General features: G+C 70.5%; 16 protein-coding genes and 1 pseudogene. 7 read left to right on the top strand and 10 right to left on the bottom strand.

Annotated features, from left to right (window positions below):
- Window position 1: 1 nt before the first annotated feature.
- Together PT931_RS13220 and PT931_RS13215 are read right to left on the bottom strand one after the other, a co-directional pair.
- Window positions 2-535, bottom strand: coding sequence for a hypothetical protein (locus tag PT931_RS13220; protein ID WP_456246018.1), 534 nt, complete (start codon window positions 533-535; stop codon window positions 2-4).
- 43 nt (window positions 536-578) lie between these two features.
- Window positions 579-800, bottom strand: a pseudogene (locus PT931_RS13215) (DUF3263 domain-containing protein); the annotation flags it as partial.
- Between the two features lie 173 nt (window positions 801-973).
- On the opposite strand from PT931_RS13215, the gene PT931_RS13210 reads away from it, so the two are divergent.
- On the top strand, window positions 974-1,585 hold the full coding sequence (locus PT931_RS13210; RefSeq protein ID WP_456246017.1) for a cadmium resistance transporter: 612 nt from the start codon (window positions 974-976) through the stop codon (window positions 1,583-1,585).
- A 331-nt stretch (window positions 1,586-1,916) separates the two neighbouring features.
- On the opposite strand, the gene PT931_RS13205 is transcribed toward PT931_RS13210, so the two are convergent.
- Window positions 1,917-2,702, bottom strand: a complete 786-nt coding sequence (locus PT931_RS13205; RefSeq protein ID WP_363725332.1) for a DeoR/GlpR family DNA-binding transcription regulator — start codon at window positions 2,700-2,702, stop codon at window positions 1,917-1,919.
- A 167-nt stretch (window positions 2,703-2,869) separates the two neighbouring features.
- Between PT931_RS13205 and PT931_RS13200 the strand changes: the two genes are divergently transcribed.
- From PT931_RS13200 to PT931_RS13180, 5 genes are read left to right on the top strand one after another with little or no spacing between them, the layout of a single operon-like run.
- Window positions 2,870-3,751, top strand: coding sequence for an SIS domain-containing protein (locus PT931_RS13200; RefSeq protein ID WP_456246016.1), 882 nt, complete (start codon window positions 2,870-2,872; stop codon window positions 3,749-3,751).
- The gene (locus tag PT931_RS13195; RefSeq protein WP_456246015.1) at window positions 3,744-4,673 is read left to right on the top strand and encodes an ROK family protein; all 930 of its coding nucleotides are present in this window, start codon (window positions 3,744-3,746) and stop codon (window positions 4,671-4,673) included. The genes PT931_RS13200 and PT931_RS13195 overlap by 8 nt, the downstream gene beginning before the upstream one ends.
- Window positions 4,674-4,726: 53 nt before the next feature.
- A complete protein-coding gene (nagA, locus tag PT931_RS13190; protein ID WP_456246169.1) occupies window positions 4,727-5,746 on the top strand; it encodes an N-acetylglucosamine-6-phosphate deacetylase in 1,020 nt (339 codons plus the stop codon).
- The gene (locus tag PT931_RS13185; protein ID WP_456246014.1) at window positions 5,743-6,771 is read left to right on the top strand and encodes a 1-phosphofructokinase family hexose kinase; all 1,029 of its coding nucleotides are present in this window, start codon (window positions 5,743-5,745) and stop codon (window positions 6,769-6,771) included. Before nagA ends, PT931_RS13185 begins: the two co-directional genes overlap by 4 nt.
- Complete coding sequence (locus tag PT931_RS13180; protein WP_456246013.1) at window positions 6,772-7,593, top strand: class II fructose-bisphosphate aldolase; 822 nt, start codon at window positions 6,772-6,774, stop codon at window positions 7,591-7,593. It begins immediately after the preceding gene.
- Between the two features lie 43 nt (window positions 7,594-7,636).
- Here the strand turns inward: PT931_RS13180 and PT931_RS13175 are convergent, their stop codons facing one another.
- From PT931_RS13175 to PT931_RS13145, 7 genes are all read right to left on the bottom strand, one after another.
- Window positions 7,637-8,395: a phosphatase PAP2 family protein gene (locus PT931_RS13175; RefSeq protein ID WP_456246012.1), complete on the bottom strand. Its 759-nt coding sequence runs from the start codon at window positions 8,393-8,395 to the stop codon at window positions 7,637-7,639.
- Between the two features lie 67 nt (window positions 8,396-8,462).
- On the bottom strand, window positions 8,463-9,779 hold the full coding sequence (locus PT931_RS13170; protein WP_456246011.1) for a trypsin-like serine peptidase: 1,317 nt from the start codon (window positions 9,777-9,779) through the stop codon (window positions 8,463-8,465).
- Window positions 9,780-9,843: 64 nt separating this feature from the next.
- Window positions 9,844-10,500, bottom strand: a complete 657-nt coding sequence (locus PT931_RS13165; protein WP_456246010.1) for a nitroreductase family protein — start codon at window positions 10,498-10,500, stop codon at window positions 9,844-9,846.
- Between the two features lie 45 nt (window positions 10,501-10,545).
- Window positions 10,546-12,213, bottom strand: a complete 1,668-nt coding sequence (locus tag PT931_RS13160) for an NAD-binding protein (protein WP_456246009.1) — start codon at window positions 12,211-12,213, stop codon at window positions 10,546-10,548.
- Between the two features lie 121 nt (window positions 12,214-12,334).
- The gene (locus PT931_RS13155) at window positions 12,335-12,688 is read right to left on the bottom strand and encodes a hypothetical protein (protein ID WP_363725316.1); all 354 of its coding nucleotides are present in this window, start codon (window positions 12,686-12,688) and stop codon (window positions 12,335-12,337) included.
- A 428-nt stretch (window positions 12,689-13,116) separates the two neighbouring features.
- Window positions 13,117-13,563 (bottom strand): group II truncated hemoglobin, encoded by a 447-nt coding sequence (locus tag PT931_RS13150; RefSeq protein ID WP_456246008.1) that lies wholly within the window; start codon window positions 13,561-13,563, stop codon window positions 13,117-13,119.
- A gap of 238 nt (window positions 13,564-13,801) precedes the next feature.
- The gene (locus tag PT931_RS13145) at window positions 13,802-14,116 is read right to left on the bottom strand and encodes a hypothetical protein (protein WP_456246007.1); all 315 of its coding nucleotides are present in this window, start codon (window positions 14,114-14,116) and stop codon (window positions 13,802-13,804) included.
- A gap of 138 nt (window positions 14,117-14,254) precedes the next feature.
- On the opposite strand from PT931_RS13145, the gene PT931_RS13140 reads away from it, so the two are divergent.
- A complete protein-coding gene (locus PT931_RS13140) occupies window positions 14,255-15,589 on the top strand; it encodes a helix-turn-helix domain-containing protein (RefSeq protein ID WP_456246006.1) in 1,335 nt (444 codons plus the stop codon).
- Window positions 15,590-15,602: the final 13 nt, after the last annotated feature.

Genomic DNA, 15,602 nt, shown 5'->3' with positions numbered 1-15,602 from the left:
GCTACCCGTCCGGGGCGATCAGCCGTAGCGTCTCCGGGCTGACCTCGCCAATGTTCGCCAGGTCCTCGGGGTCGTCCAGATAGTCGAGGACATACTCCTTGAGGGCCTCGCGGACGCGTTCTCGCCCAGGACCCGCATACGTCGCGGCGACCCGGATGAAGACGAGTTCCCTCGCGAGGTCCTCGCGGCTGTCAGGCCAGGCCGCGAGCAGCGGCTTCAGCACCTCGCAGTAGTACACCAGGTGGCCGAGCTCGAACGTCGAGACCGTCTCCGGCATGGAGTGCAGACCCACTTCCGGGTTGAACGCGAAGACCACGGCCTTGTGGATGCCCTGCCGTGAGGACGGCGAATGCCGCCACAACAGGTCGCCCCAACGGCCCAGGGTCCACGGCTCGTCGCTGTAGCCCTGGTTGTGTTCCTTCCAATCCTGCGCCGCCGCCGAACTCGTCATCTTCTCCGCCAGAGTGCCAGCGCGCATCGGCACGGTGCCGCCGGGAAAGACAACCAGAATTTCGTTCGGATTCGCGTCGGTCATGACGGCACCCTAGCGGCCGGAAACGCTTCCCGGCGCCCCGTCGCTAGCCGCGGGAACGGCGGCGGGTGTCGCGGATCCGGCGGAGGCGGCCGACCAGCACCGGATCGTGCACCAGGGCCGCCGGGTTGTCGAGCAGCTCGTTGATCAACTGGTAGTACCTCGTGCCGGACAGGTCGAACTCGTCGCGGATCGCCTGCTCCTTGGCACCCGGGAACCGCCACCACCGCTTCTCGAAGTCGAGCAGCTCGCGTTCCCGGACGCTGAGCTCGGGCAGCTTCGCGTCAGAGGTATGCGGTTGGACAGCCATCCCTCGACACTAGCGAAGCCCCCACCCCGAACGAAAGGCCAGTTTTCGGCATCCACAGGGTTATCCACAGGCCAACGGTTATCCACAGGCGGGGCTGAGGCGGGTACCCAGGGGCCGTACCGTTGCCGGTCGTGGGTGACCTCGTGCGGACGATGGCGGCGGCGGTGGGCGTGTTCGCCGGTACCAATGTCGATGATCTTCTGGTGTTGACCGTGTTGTTCCTGTCGTTCCGGGCGACCGGGCGGCCGGGGCGGTGGCAGATCTGGGGCGGGCAGTATCTGGGCGTCGGGGCGCTGGTGGCGGTGTCCGCGCTGGCCGCGCTAGGGCTCCAGGTCGTGCCGGACCGGTGGGTCGGGCTCCTCGGGCTGGTGCCGATCGGGCTGGGGGTGCGGGGGTTGGTCGGGGCGTTCCGGGCCGGCGGCGACAACGAAGAGGGCACCCGGATCGCGGGCGGCTGGCTGGCGGTGGCGGGCGTAACTGTCGCCAACGGTGCCGACAACGTGTCGGTCTACACGCCGATGCTGCGGTCGATCGGGGTGGCGGAAGGCCTGGTCACGGTGGGGGTGTTCGCCGTGCTGGTGGCCGTGTGGTGCGTGGCCGGGTCGTGGCTCGGGTCGCACCGGCGGGTCGTCGCGGTCATCGAGCGGCACGGGCAGTGGATCGTGCCGGTCGTGTTCGTCGTCATCGGAGCCGCGATCATCGCCGAGTCGGGCGTCGTGGGCCGGGCGCTCGCACTGATCTGACTCCCTGCCACGCCTTCGGGCACACGCGCAGGAAACGGTCTCTGGGACCTGCCGCGATCCGTTGCCACCGCACGCCTCCGAGCACGCGGGCGGGGAACGGAGGTGAGGTGCGACCCGAGCACCGGCGGCAACCGCCGAGGCGGCCTCGCGCGGCCCACCGAAGCGCGGAGGTGGCCGACCCCCAGCCCGGGATCGCGACCCGACCGGCCCCGGACGGCAGTGAGCCCGTGCGATGAGGGGGCCGCCTCGCCGCACGGGCTACGTCTACCAGATGATTGCCCAGATCCGGACATGCGTCAACGCGTCGGAGCGTGTCCCGGTGACGAACCGGTCACACCTTGACGACCTTCAGCCCCGCCGCCTCGAACTCGGCCACCAGGCGCGGGTCGGCGTGCTGGTCGGTGACCAGGGTGTCGACGCGCTCGATGGGGCAGATCCGGGCGAAGGCGTGCTTGCCCAGCTTGGAGCTGTCCGCGATGATCACGACGCGGCGGGCGCGGGCCGCCATCAGGTTGTTGATCGCCGCCTCGCCCTCGTGGTGCGCCGCCGCGCCGAGCTGGACGTCGACCGCGTTGACGCCGAGCAGGACCATGTCCAGGGTCAGTTCGCGGAGGATGCCGGTGGCCAGGGGGCCGACCAGCTCGTAGGACTGCGGGCGGACGACCCCGCCGGTCACCACGATCTTGATGTGGGACCGGACGATCATCTCGTTGGCGATGTTCAGGGCGTTGGTGACGATCGTCAGGCCCTGGCCGTCGACGCCGCCGGCCAGGTCGGCGCGGGTGGCGAGCGCCCGGGCGACCTCGGTGGTGGTGGTGCCGCCGTTGATGCCGACGACCATGCCCGGGGAGACGAGCGAGGCGGCGACCTGGCCGATCCGCTGCTTCTCCCCGATGTTCTTGGCCGATTTGTACCGCAGCGGGAGGTCGTACGACACCCCGTTGGCGACCGCGCCACCTCGGGTGCGGGTGATCATCTGTTGCTGGGCGAGCTGGTCGAAATCCCGCCGAATTGTGGCCTGCGACACAGTCAGCCGATCGGCTGCGTCCTCGACACTGACACGCCCGGTCTCCGCGAGGAGCTCCAGCAGCGCATTCCAGCGCGCGTACCGGTCCACGTGCGGCCCCTCTCCCAGTCAGCCCCAGTCGGGCTCGATCACAGTGCTATGCATCCTACGGAGTTCCGTGCACAATGATTCTCCTGCACAATGATGCTCGAAACTAGGCCCTTACGTCGAGTTCCGTGCGCGAAATCGGATCATAAGCCATCAAGGAGGCCACGCAGGTGACGTACGTCGAGCAGGAGATCGCCAGCCAGCCCGCGTGCTGGACCCGCGCCGTCGAGGTGGCGGGCGCCCGGGTTGACGCTCTGCCCCGCAACGGCGAGCGCATCGCGGTCGTCGGCTGCGGCACGTCGTGGTTCATGGCGCAGTCGTATGCCGTGTTACGCGAGAGTGCCGGGCACGGCGAGACGGACGCGTTCGCCGCGTCCGAGTTCCCGGTCGGGCGCGGGTACGACCGCGTCCTCGCCATCACCCGGTCGGGTACCACGACCGAGGTGCTGGAGCTGCTGGGCCAGCTGCCCGCCAGCATCCCCAGCGTCGCCATCATCGGCGACCCGACCTCGCCGGGCGTCGCGCTCGCCGGGGACGCGATCGTGCTGGACTTCGCGGACGAGAAGTCGGTCGTCCAGACCCGGTTCGCGACGACCACCCTGGCCCTGCTGCGCGCCAGCCTGGGCGAGGACCTGAGCGGGGCGGTCTCGGACGCGGCCAAGGCCGTCGAGCTCGCGCTGCCGGTGGACGTCGCGACGATCGAGCAGATCACGTTCCTCGGTCGGGGCTGGACCGTCGGGCTGGCCAACGAGGCCGGGCTGAAGTGCCGGGAGGCCGCGACGTTCTGGACCGAGTCGTACCCGGCGATGGAGTACCGGCACGGCCCGATCTCGATCGCCGCCCCGAACCGCGCCGTGTGGGCGTTCGGCGAGGTGCCGAAGGGGCTGGCGGAGGACGTGGAGCGCACCGGCGCGGCGTTCATCTCCAGCGACCTGGACCCGCTCGCGGACCTGGTCGTCGCCCAGCGGGTCGCCGTGGCGCTCGCCGCGCACCGGGGACTCGACCCCGACCAGCCGCGGCACCTGACCCGCTCGGTGATCCTGGATGGTTAGCGGGCCGCCCAGTCACGCGCCCCGTACCGTCGTCGCGATCGACGTCGGCGGTACGGGGATGAAGTGCGCGCTCGTGGACACCGAGGGCCACGTGCTGCACGTCGAGCGGCACGCGACCCACCGGGAACGCGGGCCCGAGGCCGTCCTCGACACGATCGGCGACGTCGCGGCCGGCCTGGTGCGCACGGCCCGGGACAAGGGGCTGGACCCGAAGGCGGTCGGCGTCGTCGTACCGGGCGTGGTCAACGAGGACGGCGGCATCGCCGTGTACTCGTCGAACATCGGCTGGCGCGACGCCCCCCTGCGCGACCTGATCGAGCAGCGGACCGGTCTGACCGCCGCCCTCGGGCACGACGTGCGGGCCGGGGCGCTGGCCGAGGCGCGGATCGGTGCGGGCAAAGAGTACAATAATGTGCTTTTCATTCCGATTGGTACTGGAATCGCCTCGGGGCTGGCCGTCAACGGTCAGGTCCGGAGCGGGGCGCACGGGGCGGCCGGCGAGATCGGCCACATCGTCATCCGCCCGGGTGGGCCCCAGTGTGGTTGCGGCCAGTTCGGGTGCATGGAGGCGATCGCGTCCGCCAGCGCCATCGGCCGCAGGTACGGTGAAAACGTGACCGCGGCCGAGGTGGCGGCGCGGGCCGAGGCCGGAGAGGCCAAGGCGCAGCAGATCTGGCAGGAGTCCGTGGACGCCCTGGCGGACGGCCTGCTCGCCGGGATCGCCCTGCTCGACCCGGAGATCATCATCATCGGGGGTGGGCTGGCCGAGGCCGGTGGCCTGCTCCTCGCCCCGCTCGCGGTCGCGCTGGACGCCAAACGGACGTTCCATGCCCGGCCACACCTGGTCCGGGCCGCGCTCGGCGACGAGGCCGGCTGCATCGGTGCGGCACTCCTCGCGCTCGACAGGTTGGAGAGCTCGTGAAGATCGTTACCCCCGACGGGGTCATCACCGGCCAGCTCAACAGCGAAGACGGCATGATCACCGAGGTGGTACCGGGGGACGACACCGGATGGCTGATCCCCGGCTTCGTGGACATCCACACCCACGGCGGCGGCGGGCACACGTTCACCACCGGCGACCCGGTCGCGGCCCGCGAGGCGGCGGCCTTCCACCTCGCGCACGGCACCACCTCGATCATCGCCTCGCTGGTCACCTCACCCCCCGAGCTGATGAGTACGGCGACCGCGAACTTCCGGCCCCTCGTCGGCGACGGCACCCTCGCGGGCATCCACTACGAGGGCCCGTACCTGTCGGCGATCCGGTGCGGCGCCCAGAACCCCGACTTCCTCCGCGACCCCGACCTCGACGAGCTGGCCGCGCTGCTCAACCTCGGCGGCGGGGCCGTGCGGATGGTGACCGTCGCCCCCGAACTGCCCGGCGCGCTCGCGGCCACGAAGATGCTGGTCGACGCGGGGATCGCGGTGGCGATCGGGCACACCGACGCGACGTACGAGCAGACACTGGCCATGATCACGGCCGGCGCCACCGTCGGCACCCACGTGTTCAACGGCATGCGCCCGCCGCACCACCGCGAGCCCGGCCCCGTGTTCGCCCTGCTCCGCGCGCCCGGCATCGTCTGCGAGTTCGTCGCCGACGGGGTGCACCTGCACGACGGCACCCTGTCCTTCGCGGCCGGCGTGACCGGCCCGGAACGCGCGGCGCTGATCACCGACGCGATGGCGGCGGCCGGCATGCCCGACGGCGAGTACGAACTCGGCGGCCAGACCGTGGCCGTCGCCGACGGCGTGGCCCGGCTGACCCGCAACGGCTCCATCGCCGGCAGCACCCTGACCATGGACGCCGCGTTCCGCCGGGCCATCGGGGCCGGCTTCTCCATCGTCGACGCCGTGCGGATGGCCGCGACCACCCCGGCCGGCGCGGTCGGCCTGCACGACCGGGGCGCGATCGAGGTCGGCAGAAGAGCAGATTTCCTGGTACTCGACGACAACCTCCAGGTCCTCGAGGTGCACAAGGGCGGAGCGCGAGTCGCGTGATCCTCACCGTCACCCTGAACGTGGCGCTCGACGTCACCTACCAGGTCGACGCGCTCGTCCCGGGCGCCGCGCACCGGGTCCGCTCCGTCGCCGAACGCCCCGGCGGCAAGGGCCTCAACGTCGCCCGGGTACTGCACGCCCTCGGTGAACCCGTCATCGCCACCGGCCTGATCGGCGGCGCGGCCGGCGCGCGGGCCCGCGACCTGCTGGAGACGAAGCACGCGTTCGTGGAGATCGCCGGCGAGTCGCGCCGGACGGTCGTCGTCACCGACGGCTCCGACGCCACCGGGTTCTGGGAGCCCGGCCCCGAGGTCAGCGCCGACGAGTGGGCCGAGTTCGTGCGGCGCTACACGGGGCTCGTCGCGGTCGCCCGGGTCGTCGTGCTGTCCGGGTCGCTGCCGCGGGGGGTGCCGGTGGACGCGTACGCGCAGCTGGTGGCCACCGCCAGGGAACGCGACGTGCCGACCGTCCTGGACACCAGCGGGGAGCCGCTGCTGCGCGCTCTGGCGGCCGGGCCCGACGTGATCAAGCCGAACGCCGAGGAGTTGGCGGAGGCGATGCACGCGGGGCGGGCCAGCGAGTCCCGGAACAGCAACGTCCGGCAGGGCACCACCGATCCCGGCTTCACCCAGACCTCCGGCGCCGCGCCGGCTCCCGCCGCCGACGCCGGGTACCGGATCGCCACCGCCGGCCTCGCGCACATCATCGAATGCGCCGAGGCGCTCCGCACGGCCGGGGCGCGCACCGTCCTGGCCTCCCGGGGCCCCGACGGGATGCTCGCCGTCACCGCCGACGGCTGCTGGCACGCCGCCCCGCCCGCACCGGTCGCCGGCAACCCCACGGGGGCCGGGGACTCGGCGGTCGCGGCCGTGGCGCGCGGGCTGGCGTACCGGAAGGACTGGCCCTCGATCCTCGCCGACGCGGTGGCGCTGTCCGCCGCGGCGGTGCTGGCCCCCGAGGCCGGGGCCTTCGACCAGATCGCCTACCGCAGGTTCTGCCATGCGGTGACCTCTCAGGAGCTGTAGATGCTGACCCCCACCGCAGAGCTCGTCGTCCCCGGCCGGGGCGTCGGCGCGTTCAACGTGATCACCGTGGAGCACGCCGAGGCCATCGTCGCGGGGGCCGAGGCCGCCGGCCAGCCGGTGATCCTGCAGATCAGCCAGAACGCGGTGATCTTCCACCACAACCGGCTCGCCCCGATCGCGGCGGCGGCCCGGGAGGTGGCCCGCGCGTCCTCGGTACCCGTCGCGTTGCACCTGGACCACGTCGAGGACATGTCCCTCGTCGAGCAGGCCCCCGACCACGGCTTCGGCTCGGTCATGTACGACGGCTCCAAGCTCGACTTCGCCGCCAACGTGGCCGAGACCCGCAAGGCCGTCGAGTTCTGCCACGCGCACGGCCTGTGGCTGGAGAGCGAGCTGGGTGAGGTCGGCGGCAAGGACGGCGCGCACGCCCCCGGGGTGCGCACCGATCCCGACGAGGCGGTCGCGTTCGTCCGGGACACCGGGGTGGACGCGCTGGCCGTGGCCGTGGGGTCCTCGCACGCGATGGTGTCCCGGGACGCCGCGCTGGACCTGGAGCTGATCGGCCGGCTGCGCGCGGCGGTGCCGGTGCCGCTGGTGCTGCACGGGTCCTCGGGGGTGCCGGACGGGGAGCTGACGGCGGCCGTCCGGGCGGGCATGACGAAGATCAATATTGGTACGGCGTTGAACATCGCGTTCACCGGGGCGGTGCGGGACTACCTCGGGGGGAACCCGAAGGCCGTGGATCCGCGGAAGTACGTGGCGCCGGGGCGGGACGCGATGGCCGCGACGGTCGAGCACTTCCTGCGGGTGCTGAACCCGTAGCGGAGACGCCGGGTGGCTCGCGAACCGTCGGGCCGCCCCCGGGCTATGCCGCCGTGGACGGTTCCCGGCGGCGCGACCCCAGCGCCTCCCAGTCGACCCAGCCGAGCAGGCGGGACAGCAGCACGCCGATCAGCAGGCCGGCGGCGGTGTCGGTGACCCAGTGGAAGCCCAGGTAGATCGTGGTGAAGGTGACCACGACGACGGGTACGACCCGCAGCACCAGCCGCCATCGGGCGGTCAGCCACGGGGCGAGCAGGATGACCAGGATCGTGTACCAGACGAACACGTTGACCGCGTGCCCCGACGGGAACGACTCGTTGGCCGGGCCGCCGGCGAATCCGGGGTGCGGGGCGGCGAAGAAGGCCGGGTCGTTGGCCGGGTCGTGCGGTGGCAGGCGGTGCGACCAGACCTTGAGGGGTTTGATCGAGAGGCCGGTCAGCAGGTAGCCGGCCACGGTGATGAGGAGTGGCCAGAGGCGGCCGAGCAGCGCCGCGCCAGCCGTAGGGGTGCCGTTCCCCGGGTCGGCTCCGGTTGCGCCCCGGGCCCGCCAGAGCCGCCAGACGCCGGCGAGCAGGCACAACACCATCAGAGGGGTACCGCCGCCGAGCCGGTTGAACACCTGCCCGAACACCCAGTCCGCCCAGTCGGGCCGGTGCGCGTCCACCACGTCGCGGACGGCGAGATCGAGATCCAGCAGCCACCCGGCGCCCTGGGCCAACGCGGTGGTCAGGACAACCAGAACGGCCAGGCAGGAGGCGTCGAGCCACCAGCCTGGCCGTTCCTTGACCAGGGGAATTCGCATCCCCTATTAAAGCGCGCCGCCCCGGGCCGGTTGGCCGAGTGCGTCCCCGGCCCGGTCGGCGCGCCCGCTACAGCTTGCCGGCGATCTTCTTCTGGATCAGGTCGACCCGGACCCCCGAGTTGGGGCAGCCGCCGAAGTGGTGCAGCGCGACGACCTTGTGGGTCCGCCGGGACAGCACCGGCGAGCCGGACGAGCCGCCCTCGGTGTCACAGAAGTACGAGACGTCCGTGCCGGGCCCGTACCCCTCGAAGTTGGGGTCGTCGACCTTGCAGTTGGCGCCGTCGGCGTCGCTGGTCATCGCGATCTGCTTGGTCTGGCCGCCCGGGTGCTGCGGGATGTAGATCTCCTCGCCGGCGTCGGGCCGGCGGTCGTCGAACTCCAGGTACCCGAACGACTGGATCTCCTCGAACTCGCCCACCGAGAACAGGGTGAAGTCGAGCTTGTCGTCCGTGGCGAGGAACTGGTCGCCCCACACCTTGGTGACCGGCTCCGACTTGGTCGCCCCGCACACCGCGCACTGGTAGTTGAACCAGACCTCGGTGTTGTTCACGTCGCGCTGGCTGGCGATGCAGTGCTGGTTGGTCAGCATCCGGTTGTTGGCGCCGATCCGCCAGGCGGTGCACAGCTCGACGCCGTTGATCAGGAGCCGGGCGACGGGCGTGGCGTGCGCGAACTCCCGCGGGTACTCCGACTGGAAGCACACCGCGTCGGACTTGTCGTCGCGCTTGCACACGCTCTCGGTGCGCGGCTTCTCCTTCGCGGCGAGCTCCTTCTTGCCGAAGCCGCGCGCCACCTTGTCGACCGTGACGCCGAGGCCGCCGAGCTTCTCGGTGGGCAGCGGCAGCCGCTTGCTGACGACCTCCAGCACCGCCGTGTCACCGGGCACCGACATGACCCACTTGTCCACGCCGGTCAGCGGACCGTTGGACAGGGTCTTGCCGACGTCGAGCAGGCTGGCCGGGTTGAGGGGCAGGCCCTCGGGGCCGTAGTACCGGCTCTCCTTGCCCGCCTTGTCGCTGACCTTCAGGTACTGCCCGGGCAGCAGTACCAGCTTGCTGAGGTGCGGCTTCACGTACTCCGCGTCCTTGTAGTGCAGTTCGGTCCGCCCGTTGCCGAGGAGGTCGAGCACCTGGTTGACGGGCTCGATACCGCCGATCAGGGCCGGCGCCGGCCGGACCTTGGCCTCCTTGGCCTTGGGCTTGCCGGGGGCCTTCGACTTCGCTTCCGGCGCGCCCGCCATCCCCTGTTCGGGCTGCTGGTCGGTGCTCGCGGCGACCAGCATCCCGAACGGGCCGTCCTGTCGGTGCGTGATCGCCGCCTCCGCGACCCCTCCGGCGACGACCAGGATCGCCACCCCCATGAGTACCGCCACGACTCGCCGCATGGTGCCCCTTCCGCGCATTTCGGGTTTGCCGTGGTTAACGACCCGCGCGGTGGGGGCGACGCGGTTATCGGATGATTCGTACCTCATCCAGTGGCTTCTTGGTGATCGCGGGCACCTCGGCGTCCGACGCCGGGTACCCCACGGGGATCACCACGTACGCCCGCTCCTCGGCCGGCCGCTCCAGCACCTCGTTCAGGAACCGCATCGGGCTCGGGGTGTGGGTCAGGGTCGCCAGGCCCGCGTGGTGCAGGGCCGCGAGCAGGAAACCGACGGCGATCCCGACGGACTCCTTCACGTAGTACGGCCGGGGGGTCTCGGGGCCCTTGTGCACCTCGAACACCACGATCAGGGCCGGCGCGACCTCGAGGAACGGCTTGTCGGTGTCCGTACCGAGCGGGGCCAGCGCGTCCAGCCACTCCTGGCTGGCCCGCCGGGTGTAGAACTCGACCTCCTCCTCCTCGGCCGCGACCCGCAGCCGGGACTTGATCTCCGGGTCGGTGACGACCACGAACCGCCACGGCTGCACGTTCGCGCCGCTCGGGGCGGTCGCGGCCACCCGGATCGCCGCGTCGATCACCTCGAGGGACACGGGGGCGTCGGAGAAGTCGCGGATCGTCCTGCGCTGGAGCATCAGGTCGGCGAAGGCCTCGACCCTGGCAAGGGCCTCTTCGGCGGGTACGTCGTAGTGCGGGGCCGGAACGGTGGGGTAGCTGCGCGTCATGCGTACATTGTTAGACCCCGACCGCCTAACGGACAAGAGTGTTCACTATTCGGACGTGGACCGGGACACCGTTCTCGGCAGCAGCCGGCCGAGCCCCGCCCGGGTCGCCACCACCGTGATCCGGTCCCCCACCGCGAGCACGTGGTCGGCCGACGGCCGGTACCCCGTACGCCCGCCGTTGCGCATCGCGATCACCCGCACCTCGCCCGAGTCGTGCGCGGCACTCAACCGGGCCCCGACCAGCTCCGACCCGCGCGCCAGCGGCAACTCCGCGACCAGGAGCACCCGCCGGCCGACCGGGATCGTCTGGATCGCCTTCCGGTCGATCATCGCCGCCGCGAACGCCGGAGCCGCCATGTACGACACGCTCCGCGACCGGGTGATCCCCAGGTGCTTCTCCACCCGGTGCGCCAGGTCCCCGTCGAACAGCCGCAGCGTGACCCACAGGTCCGGCTGGAGTTCCTTGCCCAGCAGCCCCGCGTCCAGGTTCGTCGCGTCGTCACTCGTGATCGTCAACAACGCCCGGCACGTGTCCACCCCGGCCGCCAGCAGCGTGTCCCGCCGGCTCGCGTCCCCGATGATCACCTCGCGGCCCAGCGACCGGACCACCGGCACCCCGATGGCCTTCTCGTTCGCGTCGATCGCCACCACGTCGATGCCCAGGTCGTGCAGCTGGCGGACCACCCTCGTGCCCACGTTGCCCAGCCCGATGACCACCACGTGCCCCGAGTGCGTCGTCCGGGGCTTGTTCAACGCGATCGCCAGCCGGGTGTTCACCACGAACTCGACGGCCAGCGCGGTCGCGATCGGCACCAGGATCACCAGCCCGGCCAGCGTCACCGCGACCTGCACCACCCGTTCGGGCCCGTGCAGGTTGTGGTCCACCTGCCCCGAACCGGCGGAGGTCATCATCATCTCGTACAGCGACGCGAGCCAGGACTTGCCCGTCAGCTCCGACCACACGGTCGCCGCCACGGCCATCACGCCCAGCCCGACCAGCAGCGCGATCCACAACTTCCGGAACCGCAGCACATCCCACAGCATCTTGGCCGGCGCGCGCCGCTTCGGCGGGGCCGGCGCGGTCTCCTCCGGGGTCCCGGTGGCCAGCGCCAGCACCAGGTCCGTACTCCGCGAGCCCTCCGGCAGCAGCGAGGACGGCGACTCCGTCGGATCGGTGAGCGCGCACAGCACCTGGTCCTCCGGCACCGAGTCCCGGTGCGCGACCCGCAACGTCTGCCCCGGCAACCGCACCACGTTCAACGTGGGGTCGTTCAGCGCCGCCACCACGAACGCCGGGGCCGCGATCGCCGCGTCCGACAGCGCCGTGCAGTCGTCGAACAGCTCGTGCATCCGCCGCCCGAGGCTCGTACTCGACATCCGGACCACCAGGCGCAGCCCCGGATGCAGGTCCTGGGCGCGCAGCGCCGCGTGGATGTTCTCGACGTCGCCGTGCTGGACCAGGGCCAGGGCGCGCGCCTCGGGCAGCCCCGCCGCCCGGAACGTGTCCTCGTCCAGCCGGGTGGACTCGACGATCCGCACCCCCGGCAGCCGGGAGATGTCCGGCCCGTGGTTGTCCCTCTTGGACCGCAGAATGACGGTGACGTTCTCCCCGTACTTCTTCGTCAGCTCCTCGGCCAGCCGGAACGCGAGCGGATTGTCCCCACAGACGACGAAGTGCCGGCGTTGCACACGGCGGGGCAGGACTGGGGACATGTGCCCGATGGTAGCCAGCCGGGGCAACCGGCGACCGTCCCGAGCACGGCCGGCGTCCAGTGAGGAGCACCACGCGAAAAGGCGGGCGGCACCCTCGCCACCCGCCGTTTCCGTACCAGATCTACAGTGCCGGTTCGAGGACCAGGACTTCCCAGGCCCCCTCGCGCACCTCTTGCACGCTGTAACTGTTCGGGCGGATCAGGACGAGCGGCCCGTCGGCGGTCGGCAGCTCGCGGATCGCGCTGCCGTCCTCCTCCACCAGGTGGCCGATGAGAATCCCGTCAGCGTCGACGAGCTTCCAACCGTCGTTGGGGCGGATCTCGTAGCGGAGGCCGGGCACCAACCACTGGCGGTAGGTCATCCCGTCGTGCTCGACCAGAACGCCGGCGATCCCGTAGATCGTCGCCGGATGACCGGAACCGCCATGGCGGGCCGGCTCGTCGCTGGTCCGCCCGTAAGTCTCCAGAGCAGCCATGACTCCCCCTTTCAGGGGCTGTGCCTCGACCACGGCGGGTGGTCGAGGCAGGACAATTGCCGCAATTAGGGTAACTAACATCTTTGAGATCTGGGTACCCTTCGCGCTTCTGATCTACGCAACGAGCGAACCGCACTCAGGTCTCGCCTTCGCGGGGCGATTATTCAACATCAATGGGCGAATCTGCATAATCATCCGACTGAGTGCCCACGCCACAACACTCAGTAATCAAACACCCGAATCCCATTCACGTGTACGAATCCCCGCGTCCATCCACCACCACGACTCCCGGCTTCGCACCGAGAACCATTCACCCCCCGAACCATCACCCGTATATCCACAGCTCAACACCCCGGAAGCCGACCGGGACAACAGAAAAGCGCCCCGCCACCCGCGAACGGAATGGTGAGACGCTGTTGCGGCGCGGCCTAGCGCAGGAGCCCGCCCCAGGACCAACGGGGGATGCGCATACCGTCGGGGACCTCGTCGGCTGACGCGTGATACTGCGCCATTGCCCCGGTGGTAGCCCACGCGAAGTAGTCGTGCAGCACCTGCCGGAGTGGCTCCGCGTCGAGGCCGACGTCGCGCAGGGCCTGGTCGAAGCAGGCGATCGCCCGACGGTCCATCTCCTCGTGCAGCCCGTTGCCGCTGTGCATCCGCACGACCGAGGTCTCGTCGCCGTAGGTGTCGGAGTAGGTGGTGGGGCCGCCGAGTGCCTCGGCCCAGTAGGCGGCGAGCCGCTCGTCGTGCTGCGGATGGAACCCGTGGCTGAACGCGTGGCTGACGATCTCGTCGGCCATCACGCGCGCGTGCCACGCCGTGGCCAGCCGCAGCAGGCCCTCACCGCCACCCGCCGCCGCATAGACGCTCTCCATCACCCCATGATGTCAGAGCCCGGGCAGCGCTACTGGTGCCAACCGAACGCAGTGGCGACCGCGTAGCCGAGCACGCCCACGACGAACGCGCCTACGACGATCAGACAGATACCTTCAGCGAGTGCCTCCGCGCGGTCCGCAGAGCTTTCGTTGGGGAGCGCCGTGCATCGGGGCGTCACCGTCGGCAACTCCCGCGTCGGCTCCATCAGCGCCCGGACCCCGCTTGGCACATCGTGCCTCATGACAGCCACGCGTCATCACAGACAAGGGCGGCAAATGCGTCACGCTCTCCGGGGTCGGCGAAGTCGCTGGTTACGTAGGTGTGTAGGACCATGAGGCGGTCGATCCCGGCCCGGTTCATGATCGACCGACAGCCGGCCGGCGCGTCCGGGCCTTTCGAGAACCCGAACCTGCCCTCCTCGTCCACGAAGATCAGCGCGTCGACCTCGTCTGGCCGGTAGCTGTCGACGAAACTCACGATCCGCTGGCCCAGTTCCGAGAGCTGCGCTGGTGAAGCCTTGAACATGCCGGTCTCCCTGGTCTCGATGCCCACTCCTCGGACCAGCTCATCCGACCGCTGCCGGAATCGTCAGACGCCGATGGGAGTCGCACGATGTCTGGAGTCGCACGAGGATGACGGGAGATGACTCAACGGGTTGCGCGGACACGGCCGCGGGAACAAAGTGGAGAAATGACCCGGTTACGCGAGCACCGTGAACGTCTCGGCTGGACAAAGGCCCGACTCGCGTTCGCACTGGAGCGGGCGGCCTCAGATCTCGGGACCACGGTGGCCGCCAGGAGAAGCCTGTTGCGCATGATCTCCCACTGGGAGAACGGCCACCGGGAACCCTCCGAGCCGTATCGAATCTTGTTTCCCGTCGTCTATGGAGTCCCGCCGTCGGCACTCGACCTGGAGGCGGGATCGGGTCGACCGGGTTCCCGACTGGGCCTCGGTTATCACGCGTCGTTGGCGGCAACACTCACCGTCATGGAGGAGCTGTCCCGATACGACCTGCTGGGGCACACGGCAGTCGTGCGGGGCCGGTTCTCGCCCGATGCCCAGAACGCGGCGGTACTCGACTGGATGTTCAGCAGTCCCGACCTCGACCTGCCGCGTTCGAGCCATCGGGTGACTGAGCGACACGTGTTGGAGGTCAGGGCGACCACTCAGGCGTTCGACCGGCTCGACCGGCAGTTCGGCGGCGCGCACAGCCGGGAGCTCGCCGCCAGGTACCTCCACGACGCGGTCGTTCCGATGCTGCGCGGCCAGTGCGCCGATTCCGTCGGACGCGACGTCTTCGGTGCGGCAGCCGCCCTGTGTGAGCTGATCGGCTGGATGGCCTACGACTCCGGCCAACACTCCCTCGCGCAGCGGTACTTCACCCAGGGGCTGCGCATGGCCAGCCAGGCAGGTGACGTGGCCTACGGCGCGTTCATCCTCGCCAGCATGGGACACCAGGCCCTCTACCTGGGCCAGCCCGCCCAAGCCCTCAGACTCGCGCAGGCAGCCTACGACCGCAGTAGCCGGACCACGTCCGCCGCCATGGCCACCGACGCCGCGTTCCTGGCCGCCCGCGCCTACTCAGAACTCGGAGACGCGCCAGGCTGCACACGCTCGCTCGCACGGGCAGATAACACCTATCAGCGCATCCGACGCGGCGAGGAACCCGACTGGGCGGCCAAGATCGACGACGCGGTTTTCGCGAGCCACGCCGGCACGTGCTGGACCACGCTGGGGAGAACGACCGAAGCACTGCCGCTGCTACACACGGTCTGGCAACTCAGTGTCGACCAGCCGCGACGCCGCGCCTACGCGGCCGTCCAACTCGCGACAGCGGCCCACCACGAGGGCGACATCGAGCGAGCCGGCACGCTCGGCATCCAGGCCGTGGAAGCCATCAGCCTCGCAGCCTCCGCTCGGTCCCAGCACGAGCTGAGACAACTCCTGCATCGGCTCGATCCACAGAAGGCGCACCCGGCGATCCGGGATCTACGCGAACGGGCGCGTATCGTACTGACGGACTGATCGCGCCGACCAG

The sequence above is a fragment of the Longispora urticae genome (genome assembly GCF_053902585.1).
Note: the sequence above shows the minus strand (reverse complement) of the source record. Positions and strands in the feature narration are given on the sequence as shown.